We start from the raw sequence: 13,561 nt of genomic DNA, 5'->3' as shown, positions 1-13,561 counted from the left end.
CGGCACCGCGACGCCGAGAACGCCCGGCGGATCGCGCCGAGGGTCTCCGGCGGGGCGGCCCCCCCCCACCCCGAGGGGGCGGCGCGGGCGCTGCACGCGCACGAGCGCACCGGCCCGCGGCGCGGCTACTACTACCAGCTGGCCGCGAGCTCGGCCTGGACCAGCCTGCCGTTCCTCTCCCTGGTCCGGCAGCCGACGCTGCTGGTGGCCGGCGACGACGACCCGATCGTCCCGCTGGTCAACGCCCGCATCATGGCCCGGCTGATCCCCGACGCCCGGCTGCACGTGCACCGCGGCGGCCACCTCGCGCTGGTCACCGAGGCCGCCGAGCTCGCGCCGGTGGTCGAGCGCTTCCTCGACGCGCCCTAGGAGACGCGCCCTGGGAGACGCGCCCTGGGAGACGCGCCCTAGAGCCCGCAGGCGTCGCCGCCGTCGACGAAGCCCCGCCGGAAGGAGTCGACGAGCTCGAAGCCGGACAGCTCCGGCTCCGCGACGACGGTGGGCTCGGTGGCGTACTGCAGCAGCACCACCGCGGCCTCGTCGACGTCACCGGGCGAGAGGCCGGGCTGCACCCCGTCGAGCTCGCCGAGATACGCCTCGCGGGCCAGCCAGCCGGTGGCGCACACCGCGCTGGTGAGCGCCTCCCGGTCGTCCACCGACAGCCCGCGCTGCTCCCGGACGGCCAGCGCGTAGGGCAGGCCGAGCAACGTCGTCACGGCGAAGTCGCCGACGTCGTCGTAGACCGGCTCGAGCAGGCCGGCCGCGTCGTAGCGGACCGAGCCGTCCCCGGCGCAGAACTGCAGGTCCAGCTCGGCGCCCTCGCCGGTGCACACCGCGCCCGCGCCGTCGGCCGCCCGGACCTCGGGCACGGTGAGGAACCCGCCGAGCGGGCCGGTGCCGGGGAAGCCCCGGGTCAGCGCCTGCTGCCAGAAACCGGCCAGCACGTCGTCGGCGCCGTCCACGACCGTGCGGTAGGACCGGGCGGCCGTGCCCGAACCGGGCCGGGGCTCCTGCTGGGTGTAGAGGCGCGACTCGTCGAAGGCGGCGCAGGCGCGCGCGCCGTCGGCGTACCCCTCCTGGAAGGCCGACAGCTGGTCGAACAGCGAGCCGTGCGCGTCCCGGGCGTCGGGCGGGGTGCCGACGGCGTCGCCGAAGTACGCGTAGCCGAGCAGGTAGGGGTCGAGCTCCTTCTGCCGCAGCGCGACGTGCTCGGCGCGGCCGGTGACCACCCACTTCGTCCACGCGCCCGCGAAGCACTCGGCCTGGGTCTCGGCGACGATCGAGGGGTCGTCGAGGCCGGCCTGCGCCTGGACGGCGTGGCTGACCTCGTGCGCCATGATCTCGGCGACGATGAACGGCCCGTAGTCCCCGACCAGGCCGGCCATCCACGTCCGGTCGTACACGACGACGTCGTCGTCGCCGCAGTAGGAGGCGTTGCCCGCCAGGTCGCCGACGTCGTCGGGGAAGCAGGCGCCGTCGGGCAGGTCGGCGGGGTCGGTCGTGGCCGGGTCGACCGACCAGAAGCCGCCCTCGATCCGCCCGAACCGGCCGCCGAACACCTCGGGGTAGGTCCGCTCCCAGAAGGCCAGCACGTCGGCCAGCGCGTTGCGGGCGAGCCGGTCGGTCGGGTCGCCCTCCTCGGCCAGGTGCACCCGCACCTCGACGTCGGTGGCGTCGGTGGCCGCCGTCCCCGTCGGCGAGGCCGTGCCGGGGACGACGGAGGTGCAGCCGCCCGCCAGCAGCCCCGCCACCAGCAGCACGCCGGCGGCCGGGCGGCGGGGGCGGGCGGCTGCGGGCATCGTGGCAGCGAGGCTCCCCGGCGGCCGCCCGCCGGTCAACGGGACCGCGCGCCGGGCCGGGGCGCCGGCACCGCCGGCGGCGCGCCGTCGCTGCGCGGGGCGGGCGCGCCCGCGGCGACGACGGGGGCCGGAGGCGGACGCCGGGCCGGCCCGCCACCCGCCGGTCACCCCCCGAGGGGATGGGTGCGGATCGCGGTGACCAGGGAGCAGCCGTCCGGCCCGAACGGGTCGACGACGAACCCGAACTGCGCGAGCACGTCGGCGAGCAGCGCGTTCATGGTCCGCTGCACGGCCGTGTCCAGCGCGGCACCGCGGACCTGCTGCAGGCTCATCCGGTCGTGCTGGCGCCAGCTCACCAGGACCCCGCCGTGGGTGGTCTCCGGCGTCAGGCACACCCCGCCGGTCGCGGCGGTCCCCGGGTCGGTGGCGGAGCAGTCGTGCAGCGACAGGCCCGCCTCGACCAGCGCGGCGGCGACCTCCACGACCAGCGTGGTCAGCGCGTCCTCGTCGGTGAGCAGCTCGTCCCAGTCCTCGGGCAGCCGGTCGAGCTGGGTGCCGAGCTCGGTCAGCCACGCCCGGTCCTGCGGCGAGGGCCGCCGGGCGACGCTGCCGTCCTCGCGGAGCACGCCGTGGACGGTGCGGACCGCGCCGTCGAGCCCGCCGGCCACGGCCGCCCAGTCGGCCTCGACCCGGTCCTCGAACGGCCCGGCGAGCGCGGCGGGGCGGTCCCCGGTCCCGTCGACCAGCCACCACGCCGTCGGCGCGCCGGCCGAGCCGCTGCGCCGCCCGGCGGGGTGGGTCGCCAGCCCCACGGCGGTGCGGGCCGGGGTGACCGTCGCGACGGCACCGGCCGCGGCCGCGCGGCCGCCGCCGGTCGGGACGGCCGGCACCGGGACCTCGAGCAGGCGGGGGACGGTGTCGTCGGCGCCCGCCGCGACCGGCACGGGCGGGTCGGCCGGTGGCTGCCGCCGGCCCGCGGCGTTGCGCTCGAACTCGTAGCGGGCCGTCGAGCTGCGGCCGAGCGCGACGACCAGGCCGGCCACCGCGAGGAACCCCAGGACGGTGACCGCCGGCCAGAGCAGGACGGCGCTCGTCACCAGGCGCACCAGGACCGCTGCGGGCCGGCGCCCCAGGCGGCCGCGCGCCGGACCCAGCCGCGCACGACCGCCACCGGGTCCACCGGCACGCGGTCGGCGCGGGCGTCGAGGGCGGGGGCGTCGAGAGCCGGGGCGTCGGGAGCCGGGGCGTCGAGAGCCGGGGCGTCGAGGGCCGATGCATGGGGGGCGTCGGCGGGCAGGCCGGCGTCGGACCCGAGGCCGAGCAGGTCGAGCAGGTCGGCGATGCCGAGCCCGTCCCCGGGCGGGACCGGGGACGAGGAGGTCCGGCGTGGTGCCGGCAGGGTGGGCGCGCTCACGGTGTTCCTCCAGGACGTCGTCCCGGCCGGGGAAGTGCCGGGGACACGCAGAGCTTCGCGCCCGCGCGCCCCGCGGGCCCCCTGGTGGACACGGCACCCGCGGCGGCGTCACGTGATCGTTGTGGACGCCCCCGCGAGTGGGTGGTGACCGTGTGCAACCGACGACGCCATGTCGACACGCGGTGCGTCCCCCCGCGTGGACGGCGCCCGCGGTCGGTCGGTGACCCCGGACGGCGGCGTGTCGGCGCGGTCAGCCGCGGGTGGTGGTCTCGTACGGCGTGCCGCTGCTGTCGTAGGTGGTCCACTCGCCGGTCGCGGGGCGGCGGTCGAACCACCCGGAGCGCAGCCCGGTCCCGTCGAGGCGGAACCACTCCCAGTAGCCGTCCGGTTGCCCGCCGGTGACCTGCCCGCGGGCGCGCAGGGACCCGTCGCGGTGCCGCTCCTCGTGCAGTCCCTCGGTGGACCCGGCCTGGGGCACGGCCGCCTCCGTCCTCGGGGTGCCGGGTCGCACGGAGCCTGCCACGGGGGTCCGACGGACGGCGGGACCCGGGAACGACACCGGGACGCCGTCGGTGTCGACGGCGTCCCGGTGGGGTTGCAGGGTGCGGGGTGCTGCGGGCTACTCGGCGGCGTAGCGGACGACGCTCCCGCCGGCCTCCTCGCCGAGCGGCGTGACGTCGAGGCCGCGCAGCCACAGCACGTCGGCGAGCGCGCGGTTCATGACGGCCTGCACCGAGATGTCGGCGACCAGCCCGTGCACCTGCTCGACGCTCATCCGGTCGTGCTGCCGCCAGCCCACGACGACGCCGTCGAGGGCGGGCTCGGCGCTGACGCAGGCCCCGCCGAGCGCGGCGCCGGCACCGGCGGCGTCCCAGAGGGGCAGGCCGGCCTCGGTCAGCGCGGCGGTGACCTCGACGACCAGGGTGGCCAGCGGGTCCTCCTCGGTCAGCTCGGCGTCCCAGTCCGCGGGCAGCCGGTCGAGCTGGTCGCCGAGGTGGCCGAGCCAGGCCAGCTCCTGCGGGGAGGGCCGGCGGTGCAGGCCGCCGTCGGGCCGGCGGACGCCGTACACCGGCCGGGCGTCGCCGGCGTGCACCGCGGCGGCCCAGGCCGCCTCCGACCGGTCGGGGAAGGGACCGTCGACGAGGCGGTCGCGTCCCTGCCCGTCGTCGACGACGAGCCACCAGCCCAGGCGCGCCTGGCCGTCGACCCTGATCTCACTGCTGCGGAGTGCCACTGGTTCCACCGTTCATCCCGTCCATGGGGCCGCCGCTGGGGAAGCGCGACGGCGCCCGCGCCCGCCGGGTGAGGGCGGAGCGGGTGGCAGAAACGTAGGGGCGCGGGACCCGTTCCGGCCCCCCGGGGGACGCTCGCGTGACACGGCGTAGTCGGATCGTTGCGAAGGCCTCCGACACGGACGGTGACCGGCTCCTCCAACCGCCCACATGTCGACCGTTCCACGCTCGCGCGGGGGTGTGGATCTGCCGAAACCGCACGACGACGCGGTTTCGGCTCAACCCCCGGCGCGTCCGGCACCCCGCCGGCCGGCCCCGGCCGGGACCCGGCGGACACCGCCCCGGCGCGGGCGCGGGCACCCTGCGTGAGGTCCTCCGGCGGCGCCGCGCTGGAGGACCTGGCACCCGCCGCGGCGGTCACGGCCCACGGACGGCACGATCCGCGCGACGATGCGCGCGGAGGAACGGAGGAGGCCCGTGACCGACAGATCCACGACCGACGGACCCGCGACCGGCAGCGCACCGGTGGTCGTCGACGACACGGCGGCCAGCCGCTTCGAGGTGCTGGTGGACGGCGCGGTCGCCGGGTTCGCCGAGTACCGGCGGACGGCGTCGGCGCTGTCGTTCACCCACACCGTCGTCGACCCGGCCTTCGAGGGCCGCGGGCTGGGCTCCGTGCTCGCGCGCGGCGCCCTCGACGCCGCCCGGGAGGCAGGCGCGCGCGTGCTGCCGTTCTGCCCGTTCATCCGGGCGTACATCCGGCGGCACCCGGACTACGTGGACCTCGTCCCCGCCGACCGCAGGGCACAGTTCGGGCTGGCGCCGGCCGCCGACCACCCGACCCCCGACGACCCGAGGTGAGACCCGAGATGACCGAGACCCGCGACCTGACGGCCCTGGAGGCCGAGCGCGCCCGCATCCGCGCCGCGCACCTGAAGCCGGCCGGCGAGCGCCCGCCCTCGACCGCCCGCGGCCTCCACCACACCGCGCTGATCAGCAGCGACGTCGAGCGGACCGTGCGCTTCTACCAGGACGTCCTCGGCTTCCCGCTGACCGAGCTGGTCGAGAACCGCGACTACCCCGGCTCCTCGCACTTCTTCTTCGACATCGGCAACGGCAACCTGCTGGCGTTCTTCGACTTCCCCGGCCTGGACGTCGGCCCCTACGCCGAGGTGCTCGGCGGGCTGCACCACATGGCCATCAGCGTCGAGCCCGAGCGCTGGCACGAGCTGGTGCGGCGGCTCACCGACGCCGGGGTGCCGCACGAGGTGCACAGCGGCGTCTCGGTCTACTTCCGCGACCCCGACGGCGCCCGCATCGAGCTCATCGCCGACCCGCTCGGGGAGATGTACGGCCTGTCCGTGCTGTGAGGCCGGGGGCGGTCAGTCGTCGCCGCCGTTGCCGTTCCCCCGACCGTTCCCCCGGCCGTTCCCGTTGCCGTTCCCGTTGCCCTCGTCGTCCCCGCCCTCGTCCTCCCGGTCGCCCGCGTCCTGCACCGGGAGCGGGGTGGCGTAGGTGACGGTGACCGCCTGCCCCACCACGACCGGCCCGGTCGGGTCGACGGCGACCACCCGGCCCTCCGGGACGTCGCCGGTCGCGACCGTGCTCGGCTGCACCTGCAGGCCGAGGGCGGTCAGCTCCGCCTGCACGTCGGGGAAGGGGCGCCCGACGAGGGCGGCGGCCACGACGTCGACCGTGGGCGGCGGAGCGGGCTCGGTGGTGGCCGGCGCGGACGACGACGGTGCCGCGGACGACGAGGGCGGCGGGGTCGAGGACGGCGCCGCGGCCGGGGCCGGGTCCCCGCGGGTGCCGAGCACGACCGCCACGCCGGCGAGGGCGAGGACGAGCAGCACGAGGGCACCGGCGAGCAGCCGGCGGCGGCGCGGCGCCTCCCCGGGGACGTCGGCGGGTGCGGTGGCGTCGGCCGGGAGGACGGTCGTCTGCTGCGCGGGCAGGACGGGGAGGACGAGCGTGGCCGACGACGCGCCCGGTGCCGGCCGGCCGGCGAGCACCGCGTCGACGGCGTCGCGCAGGGCGGCGCCGTCGGGGAAGCGGGCGGCCGGGTCCTTGGCCATCGCCCGCTCGACCAGCGCCCGGACGTCCGCCGGCACGCCGGCCGGCAGCGGCGGCGGCTGCTGCTGGACGTGCATGAGGAGCACCTGCACCGGGCTCTCGGCGTCGAAGGGGACCCGTCCCGTGAGGCACTGGTGGGCGACGACGCCGAGGCCGTAGACGTCGCTGGCCGGCGAGGCCTTCGCGCCCTGCACCTGCTCCGGGGAGATGTACTGGGCGGTGCCCATCACCTGCCCGGTCTGGGTCATGTGGACGCTCGACGCCGACCAGGCGATCCCGAAGTCGGTGATCTTCACCCCGCCGTCCGGCGTGACGAGCACGTTGCCGGGCTTGACGTCCCGGTGGACGACGCCGGCGGCGTGCGCCGTGGCCAGCCCCGCGGCGGCCTGCCGCACGATGCGGAGCGTCTCCGTCGCGTCCAGCCCGCCGGTGCGGGCGAGCACCGCCGACAGCGGCTCCCCGACGACCAGTTCCATCACCAGGTAGGCCAGCGGCTCGCCGTCGGCGCTCACCGTCTCGCCGTAGTCGTGCACCGCGGCGATGTGCGGGTCGGACAGCTGCGCGGCGTGCCGCGCCTCGGCGCGGAAGCGCTGCAGGAAGGACGGGTCGCCGGTGTACTCGCTGCGCAGGACCTTGATGGCGACCGGGCGGCCGAGCAGCGTGTCGTGCGCCCGCCAGACCCGTCCCATGCCGCCGCTGGCGAGCACGGAGTCCAGCCGGTAGCGGCCGCCCAGCAGGTCGCCCGTCGGGCGCATCGGTCCTCTCCCCCTCGTCGTCCGGTGGCCGGTCCCCGGCCGCCGGACTCCCCGCGGCGGGGACGACCGGCCTCAGGAGACGGTACGACGCCCGGGGTCGGGGAAGGAGCGGTCCCCGAAGAGCACGCGGCGTGCCGCGGCTCGTCCCGGTGGCGTGCGCAGTACCGGGAAGGCGGCCGCCGCCATCCCCGGCGTGCGCACCGCGGCGAGTCCCCGGCGCAGCAGCAGCCGGCCGCGGAACGCGGCGCGCAGCGCGGCGCCGTCGTAGTGCCGCAGCGCGTCGGCCCGCCCGGAGCACAGCGCGTCGTCGAGGACGTCGGCGGCGTGCCGGGACAGCCGCAGGCACGGGTCGAGACCGCCGGCGGTGAGCGGGGAGACCGCGCCGGCGGCGTCCCCCACGAGCAGCCCGTCCGCGCAGCCGATCCGGCGCAGCAGGCCGCCGACGGGGATCGGGCCGCCGCGCCGTTCCACCTCGCCGGGCCGGCCCGTGGGCAGGCCGGGCGCCGCGGCGGCGAACCGCTGCAAGGCGGTGCGCATGCCGTCCGGGAAGCGGGCGGCGTACCCGGCGACGCCGACGTGGGCGTGCCGGCCGTCGTCGACCACCCAGGCCAGGTAGCCGGGTGCCAGGGCGGGGTCGAGCACGCAGTGGAACGTCGGCCGGCCTCCGCCGTCCGCGACCGGGAACACCTCCTCCGCGCCGACCAGCAGGTGCGTGTTGCGGTCCAGGCCGAGGTCGCGGGCGACGGCGGACCGGGCGCCGTCCGCGCCGACGACGAAGCGCGCCCGCACCCGCGTGCCCCCGTCCGGGCCGGCCAGGAGGGAGACCCCGTCCGCGCGTCCGGTGTAGCGGGTGCCGAGGGCGAGCCGCACGCCGGCGTCGGCCGCCTCGCGGGCGGTGGCCCGGTAGAGCGCACCCATGTCGCCCACCCGGTACTCGTCGCGGTCGCTGTCCAGGACCACCGGACGGCGCCGGTCCGGTGGGTACAGCACCACCCGCCGGATCGGCGGCCCGAGGCAGTCCGGCGGCAGCGCGAAGTCGTCCAGCGTCTTGCGGACGAAGATGCCGGTGGTGCGGATCGCGCCGTCGAGGCGTCGCCGCCGGTCGGCCAGCAGCACGTCGTGGCCGCGGCGCGCGAGCAGCGTGGCGGTGTGGAGGCCGGCCAGCCCGGCGCCGACGACGAGCACGTCGGCCGTGTCGGGGCCGCTCACCGGTCGGCGTCGCCGCGGACGAGGCGCAGGAGGCCGAGCAGCAGCGCACCGGCGGCCCAGGCGAGGAGCACGGCGACCGACGACGCCCGCGTCATGCCCGGCACCTCCCCGCCGAGCAGGAGGAACGCCGCCCCGGACCCGGGCAGCACCTCGGCCACCGCCGCCGACCAGCCGGCGCCGACCGCCGGGAGCAGCAGCGGCAGCACCAGGAGCAGGAGGAAGGCGGTCACGAGGGCGCCGGCCGTGCTGCGCAGCAGGAAGCCGAGCCCGGCGGCGAGGGTGGTGCCGGCCGCGAGCACCAGGGCGACGTCAGCGAGCACGCCCGGGCCGTCGTCCCAGGAGAGGGTGATCTCCGGGTGCGGCGCGGCGAAGGCGGCCAGCGCGCCGGCCAGGGCGATCGCCACCCCGAGGACGGTCGCGACGGCGACCGGGACGAGCGTGCGGGCCGCCATCAGGACCCCGCGGCGCGGCGTCCACTGCAGCGTCGGCACGATCCCGCCGGTGGCGTGGTCGGACGTGACCGCCAGCAGGACCAGCGTGAGCAGCGCGAACTGCGCGGGCAGCACGGGCACGGCCACCGCCGCCCAGGCGCCGCTCCCCGACGGCGGGTCCGCGGCCGCCTCCGCGCCGGCGACGGCGTCGATGCCGGCCGTCGTCGCGGCGGCGGCCGCCAGGCACCACCAGGTGGCGCGGACGGTCCACAGCCGGGTCCACTCGGCGGCTGCGGTACGCGCGAGCAGGCGCCCGGTGGTCACCCCGGGGGCCGACACCGCGGTCACCGCGCTGCCTCCACGGTCGCCGCGACGGGCCGGCCGGCGTGCTCGACGGCCTCGCCGGTGAGGGCGAGGTAGGCCTCCTCGAGGGAGGCGGCCGTCTCGGACAGGTGGTGCAGCGGGATCGCGGCGGCGGCGGAGAGGTCGCCCACCTGCGCGGCGGTGCCGCCCTCGACCTGCAGCTCCGCGGCACCGGCCGGCTCGACGGACAGGCCGTGCCGCCGGAGCAGCGCCGTCAGCGCCCCGGGCTGCGGGGTGCGGACCCGCACCCGGGGCCGGCCGAGCCCGCGCAGGAGCTCGTCGGTGGTGACGTCGGCGACGAGGCGGCCGCGGCCGATGACGACCAGCCGGTCGGCGACCGCCTGCACCTCGCCGAGCAGGTGGCTGGAGACGAGCACGGTGCGGCCCTCGTCGGCGAGCCCGCGCAGCAGCCCGCGGATCCAGCGGACGCCGTCGAGGTCCAGCCCGTTGACCGGCTCGTCGAACAGCAGCACGCGGGGGTCGCCGAGCAGCGCGGCCGCGATGCCCAGCCGCTGGCGCATGCCGAGCGAGTACGCGCGGATGCGGCGGCGGGCGGCACGCTCCAGCCCGACCTGCCCGAGCACCTCGTCGACGCGGCGTGCCGGGATGCCGTTGGTGCGGGCCGCCACGCGCAGGTGGTCGCGCCCGGTGCGGCCGGGGTGGACGGCGCCGGGGTCGAGCAGCGCGCCGACCTCGCGCAGCGGCTCGGTCAGCTCCGCGAACCGCCGTCCGCCGACCAGCGCCGTCCCCGCGGTGGGGCGGTCCAGGCCGAGGACCATCCGCATCGTCGTCGACTTGCCCGCCCCGTTGGGGCCGAGGAAGCCGGTCACCGTCCCGGGCGCGACGTCGAAGCTCAGGTCGTCGACGGCGAGGACGTCGCCGTAGCGCCTGGTCAGGCCGCGGACCTCGATCACCGGGAGGCCTCGTGCGCCGGCTGCGACGCCTCCTGCCCGTCGGGCACCCACTCGAGGAGGTCGCCGGGCTGGCAGTCGAGCACCCGGCACATCGCCTCGAGGGTGCTGAAGCGGACCGCCTTGGCCCGGCCGTTCTTGAGCACCGCGACGTTCGCCGGGGTGAGCCCCACCCGCTCGGCGAACTCGCCCACGCTCATCTTCCGCCGGGCCAGCTCGACGTCGAGACGCACGACGATGGGCATCAGATGACCGCTTCCATGTCGCTGCGCAGGACGGTGGCCTGCCGCAGCAGCGCCCGCATGACGACCATGAGCAGCCCGACCACGGCCCCGACCAGCAGGAGCACGACCAGGAGCGCGGGGAGCACGGGGTCGTCGCTGACCTCGTCGATCACGAAGTAGTAGGAGCAGACGAAGGCGCCGAGGAGCACCAGCCACCCGGCGGCCATCGCGCCGACGATCGCGTCCACCCACGGCTGGGAGCTCGCGCTGAAGATGCGGTCGGCCGTGACCAGCGTCAGCAGCTGCCAGGTGCAGACGATGACGACCTGGACGCACACGAGCGCGAGGACCAGGACCGTCCACATCACCCAGCCCATGGCCGCCTGCTCCAGCGACGGGTCGGCGACGTCCGGCACCAGCTCCGGCACGGCCCAGACCTGGGCGGCGGCCAGCGCGGCGAACACGACGACGAGCAGGACCCGCAGGGGCAGCACCACCCGATGCACACGTGACATGCATCGACTGTCGCGCATTACCGATCGATTGTCGATGGACAGTTGTCGACGAACGAGAGGTCGTCCCGCTGTGGAGAGACACCGGTCCCGGGCCCGGCGGCCCTCGCGTCAGGCGTGCTCGCTCAGCAGCAGTCGCAGGTCTCGTCGCAGCACTCGTCGTCGATCGGGTCGCTCACGGTCCGTCACCTCCCCTCGCGGGCGGGCACCAGGTGCCGGGGCTGGGTGGCGGGCACTCCGCCGAGGGGAGGGCGTCGGCCATCGCCCGCATCTCCGTGCGCAGGGCCACGAGGCGGGCGATCTCGGCGTCGACCTCGGCGAGACGCCGGCGCAGCAGCTGCTCGGCCGGCTCGCAGGGACACGTCCCGGTGTCGCGCACGTCCAGCAGGGCGCGGATGTCGGACAGCCGCAGGCCCAGGCGCTGGGCGCCGCGGATGAAGCGCAGCCGGTCGACGGCGCCGGCGTCGTAGCTGCGGTAACCCGACGCGGTCCGCTCCGGCTCCGGCAGGAGGCCGACGCGCTCGTAGTAGCGGACGGTGTCCGTCGGGACCCCTGCCGCGGACGCCAGCTCGGCGACGCGGAGCCCGCGGACGGCTGTCGCTGTCATGCGGCCGACGCTAGGCCTGTGACCCGGGTCCAGGGTCAAGCCCGGGACGGGGACCGCCGGGCCGATGAGGTCCGGCGCGGCGACCGGTCACCACCCGGTACGGAGGACCACGACCTCGGGAGCGCCGATGTGGATCATCGCGGGACACGTCCTGGTCGACGAGGACGCACGGGACCGGTACGTCGCCGAGCACCGGGAGCTCGTCGAGCGCGGTCGCCGGGCGCCCGGCTGCCTGGACTTCGCCATCACCGCCGACACGGTCGACCCCCGGCGCGTCGAGGTGTTCGAGCGGTGGGAGTCCTGGGAGGCCGTCGAGGCGTGGCGCGCGCACGCCGCCGCCCCGGACCCCGGCATCCCGTTCCGCGGGGTCGACGTGACGGCGTACGGGGTCTCCGGCAGCCGCCCGCCGTTCTGAGCGGCCCTCCTAGGGTCCTCGCATGGCGACCGGTGCACTCGCCCGGGCGTACCGGCGCTCCGGGGAGGTCCACGCCGGGACGTCGCCGCTGTACGAGCGCGTCGCCACCGCGCTGGGCGGGTCCGACGAGGCGCTGCGCGCGATCGGGACGCTGCCCCGCGCAGGCGGAGTCCCGACGTCGTCCTGGCCGCGCTGCACGACCTCGCCCTCGCCGGACGCGCCCCGGCGCTCGCCGCCGCCTACGCCGCCGGGGACGGCGACGCCGCCGCGGACGCGGCGGTCGACACGCTGCTGCGGACGACCGACGCGGTCGCGGCCGTCGCCGCGCGCCGGCCGGTGCGAGCCGACGAGACCGGGCACGGCGCCGTGCTGTACCCGCTGGTCGCCGAGGCGGCGCACCGGGCGAACGCGGCCGCGGTCGGGCTGGTCGCCGTGGACTGCGGCGCCGGGTTCGACCTGGCCGTCGACCGCGTCGGCGTCACCTACGGCGACGGCCGGACGCTGGGCGACCCGTCGTCCCCGGTGCGGACGGCGTGCCGGGTCGTGGGGGACCGGCCCGTGCCGGCGCGGGCGGTGCCCGAGGTGGTCGCCCGGATCGGCGTCGACCGCGACCCGCTGGACGTGACCGACGCAGGCGACGCCCGGTGGCTGCGCGCCTGCCTGCCGCCGGACCGGCCGGACCGGAGGGCGCTGCTCGAGGCGGAGATCACGCTGGTGGCGACGGCTCGTCCCCTGCTGCTGCGCGGCGACGCCGTCCAGGTGCTGCCCGACGCGCTGGCCCGGGTGCCCGCGGACGCGCTGCCCGTCGTCACGACGACGTGGGCGCTGGCGCGCCTCCCCCTCGAGGCCCGGCTGCGTTTCCTGCAGCGCCTCGGCGACGCGGCGGCCGGCCGGACCGTGGCGTGGGTGTCCGCCGAGGGGGTCGGCGTCGCGCCCGCCGTCCCGACGTTCGGCGACCGCCGCGCCTCCGGCCACAGCGTCCTGGGCGTGGCCGTGTTCGACGGCTCGGCCCTGCACGCCGAGGCCGTCGGCCGGTGCTGGTCGCAGGGCCGCACGCTGGCGTGGCTGGCGGATCCCTGATCCCGGGCACTCGGGCCCGGGCCACCCGCGGGGAGGCCGCTCAGCAGCCGTGCGCGGCCAGCGCGCCGGGTGCCGGCCAGATCCGGGCGCGCACCGTCCCGACGACCTCCGTCACCGCGACGGTGCCGAACGCGCGGGAGTCGACGGAGTCCCCTCGCGCGTCGCCGAGCAGGAACAGCTCGCCGGCGGGGACGGTCACCGGGCCGAAGAAGACGCCGTCGAGCCGGCTGTGGTCGATGCCCGCCTCGCAGACACGCTCGCCGTCGACCACGAGCCGGCCGTCCTCGAGCGCGACCCGGTCGCCCGCCGTGCCCACGACGCGCTTGACCAGCAGGCCGCCGGTGACCGGCGACCGGATGGCGACGACGTCCATCCGGCCGATCGGGCCCGGGTCGTGCTCGACCAGGACGAGGTCCCCGGCGGCCAGGGCCGGTCGCATGCTGTCGGAGTCGACGCGCATCGGCTGGAGGGGCAGCAGGCCCGCGACCGAGGCGGCGACGAGCAGCACCAGGACCCCCGCCAGTGCCGACGCCGCC

At 77.4% G+C, this 13,561-nt stretch carries 17 protein-coding genes and 1 pseudogene; 5 read left to right on the top strand and 13 right to left on the bottom strand.

Translation table 11 applies throughout. The features are described 5' to 3' along the window. Window positions 1–369, top strand: a 369-nt coding sequence (locus tag ACI796_RS17440) for an alpha/beta fold hydrolase (protein ID WP_456942483.1), incomplete at its 5' end; no start/stop codon positions are given. A gap of 38 nt (window positions 370–407) precedes the next feature. On the opposite strand, the gene ACI796_RS17435 is transcribed toward ACI796_RS17440, so the two are convergent. From ACI796_RS17435 to ACI796_RS17415, 5 genes are all read right to left on the bottom strand, one after another. Next, the gene (locus ACI796_RS17435) at window positions 408–1,799 is read right to left on the bottom strand and encodes a neutral zinc metallopeptidase (RefSeq protein ID WP_456942482.1); all 1,392 of its coding nucleotides are present in this window, start codon (window positions 1,797–1,799) and stop codon (window positions 408–410) included. A gap of 164 nt (window positions 1,800–1,963) precedes the next feature. Then, window positions 1,964–2,896: a hypothetical protein gene (locus tag ACI796_RS17430; protein ID WP_456942481.1), complete on the bottom strand. Its 933-nt coding sequence runs from the start codon at window positions 2,894–2,896 to the stop codon at window positions 1,964–1,966. Then, on the bottom strand, window positions 2,893–3,213 hold the full coding sequence (locus ACI796_RS17425) for a hypothetical protein (RefSeq protein WP_456942480.1): 321 nt from the start codon (window positions 3,211–3,213) through the stop codon (window positions 2,893–2,895). Before ACI796_RS17425 ends, ACI796_RS17430 begins: the two co-directional genes overlap by 4 nt. A 250-nt stretch (window positions 3,214–3,463) precedes the next feature. After that, the gene (locus ACI796_RS17420) at window positions 3,464–3,691 is read right to left on the bottom strand and encodes a hypothetical protein (protein ID WP_456942479.1); all 228 of its coding nucleotides are present in this window, start codon (window positions 3,689–3,691) and stop codon (window positions 3,464–3,466) included. A gap of 141 nt (window positions 3,692–3,832) precedes the next feature. After that, entirely contained in the window at window positions 3,833–4,447 is a 615-nt protein-coding gene (locus ACI796_RS17415) for a hypothetical protein (protein WP_456942478.1), read from the bottom strand. A gap of 475 nt (window positions 4,448–4,922) precedes the next feature. Between ACI796_RS17415 and ACI796_RS17410 the strand changes: the two genes are divergently transcribed. Then, window positions 4,923–5,306, top strand: coding sequence for a GNAT family N-acetyltransferase (locus ACI796_RS17410; protein ID WP_456942477.1), 384 nt, complete (start codon window positions 4,923–4,925; stop codon window positions 5,304–5,306). Between the two features lie 8 nt (window positions 5,307–5,314). After that, on the top strand, window positions 5,315–5,815 hold the full coding sequence (locus ACI796_RS17405; RefSeq protein WP_456942476.1) for a VOC family protein: 501 nt from the start codon (window positions 5,315–5,317) through the stop codon (window positions 5,813–5,815). A gap of 12 nt (window positions 5,816–5,827) precedes the next feature. Here ACI796_RS17405 and ACI796_RS17400 read toward each other — a convergent pair whose 3' ends face one another. The 7 genes from ACI796_RS17400 to ACI796_RS17370 all read right to left on the bottom strand — a co-directional run bounded on the left by ACI796_RS17400 (window position 5,828) and on the right by ACI796_RS17370 (window position 11,530). Next, on the bottom strand, window positions 5,828–7,273 hold the full coding sequence (locus ACI796_RS17400) for a serine/threonine protein kinase (RefSeq protein ID WP_456942475.1): 1,446 nt from the start codon (window positions 7,271–7,273) through the stop codon (window positions 5,828–5,830). Between the two features lie 72 nt (window positions 7,274–7,345). Further along, window positions 7,346–8,482 (bottom strand): FAD-dependent oxidoreductase, encoded by a 1,137-nt coding sequence (locus ACI796_RS17395; protein ID WP_456942474.1) that lies wholly within the window; start codon window positions 8,480–8,482, stop codon window positions 7,346–7,348. Next, a complete protein-coding gene (locus tag ACI796_RS17390) occupies window positions 8,479–9,261 on the bottom strand; it encodes a hypothetical protein (RefSeq protein WP_456942473.1) in 783 nt (260 codons plus the stop codon). The genes ACI796_RS17395 and ACI796_RS17390 overlap by 4 nt, the downstream gene beginning before the upstream one ends. Continuing rightward, the gene (locus ACI796_RS17385; RefSeq protein WP_456942472.1) at window positions 9,258–10,190 is read right to left on the bottom strand and encodes an ABC transporter ATP-binding protein; all 933 of its coding nucleotides are present in this window, start codon (window positions 10,188–10,190) and stop codon (window positions 9,258–9,260) included. Before ACI796_RS17385 ends, ACI796_RS17390 begins: the two co-directional genes overlap by 4 nt. Beyond that, entirely contained in the window at window positions 10,187–10,432 is a 246-nt protein-coding gene (locus ACI796_RS17380; protein WP_456942471.1) for a helix-turn-helix domain-containing protein, read from the bottom strand. Before ACI796_RS17380 ends, ACI796_RS17385 begins: the two co-directional genes overlap by 4 nt. Continuing rightward, complete coding sequence (locus ACI796_RS17375; protein ID WP_456942470.1) at window positions 10,432–10,926, bottom strand: DUF2975 domain-containing protein; 495 nt, start codon at window positions 10,924–10,926, stop codon at window positions 10,432–10,434. The genes ACI796_RS17380 and ACI796_RS17375 overlap by 1 nt, the downstream gene beginning before the upstream one ends. Before the next feature lie 172 nt (window positions 10,927–11,098). Further along, a complete protein-coding gene (locus ACI796_RS17370) occupies window positions 11,099–11,530 on the bottom strand; it encodes a heavy metal-responsive transcriptional regulator (RefSeq protein ID WP_456942469.1) in 432 nt (143 codons plus the stop codon). A 127-nt stretch (window positions 11,531–11,657) separates the two neighbouring features. On the opposite strand from ACI796_RS17370, the gene ACI796_RS17365 reads away from it, so the two are divergent. Both ACI796_RS17365 and ACI796_RS17360 read left to right on the top strand, forming a co-directional pair. Then, complete coding sequence (locus ACI796_RS17365) at window positions 11,658–11,945, top strand: putative quinol monooxygenase (RefSeq protein WP_456942468.1); 288 nt, start codon at window positions 11,658–11,660, stop codon at window positions 11,943–11,945. Window positions 11,946–12,122: 177 nt separating this feature from the next. Next, window positions 12,123–13,025 (top strand): annotated as a pseudogene (locus tag ACI796_RS17360) (DUF2332 domain-containing protein); the annotation flags it as partial. Between the two features lie 40 nt (window positions 13,026–13,065). On the opposite strand, the gene lepB reads toward ACI796_RS17360, so the two are convergent. After that, window positions 13,066–13,533 (bottom strand): signal peptidase I, encoded by a 468-nt coding sequence (gene lepB / locus ACI796_RS17355; protein ID WP_456942467.1) that lies wholly within the window; start codon window positions 13,531–13,533, stop codon window positions 13,066–13,068. Between the last annotated feature and the right edge of the window lie 28 nt (window positions 13,534–13,561).

The sequence above is a fragment of the Geodermatophilus sp. SYSU D00525 genome (assembly GCF_054050475.1).
This window is presented reverse-complemented; position numbering and strand designations above follow the sequence as displayed.

Coding starts and splice junctions, on each gene's coding strand:
- ACI796_RS17435 (WP_456942482.1), bottom strand. CDS start 1,799: ATGCCCGCAGCCGCCCGCCCCCGCCGCCCGGCCGCCGGCGTGCTGCTG.
- ACI796_RS17405 (WP_456942476.1), top strand. CDS start 5,315: ATGACCGAGACCCGCGACCTGACGGCCCTGGAGGCCGAGCGCGCCCGC.
- ACI796_RS17400 (WP_456942475.1), bottom strand. CDS start 7,273: ATGCGCCCGACGGGCGACCTGCTGGGCGGCCGCTACCGGCTGGACTCC.
- ACI796_RS17380 (WP_456942471.1), bottom strand. CDS start 10,432: ATGCCCATCGTCGTGCGTCTCGACGTCGAGCTGGCCCGGCGGAAGATG.
- ACI796_RS17375 (WP_456942470.1), bottom strand. CDS start 10,926: ATGTCACGTGTGCATCGGGTGGTGCTGCCCCTGCGGGTCCTGCTCGTC.
- ACI796_RS17370 (WP_456942469.1), bottom strand. CDS start 11,530: ATGACAGCGACAGCCGTCCGCGGGCTCCGCGTCGCCGAGCTGGCGTCC.
- ACI796_RS17365 (WP_456942468.1), top strand. CDS start 11,658: ATGTGGATCATCGCGGGACACGTCCTGGTCGACGAGGACGCACGGGAC.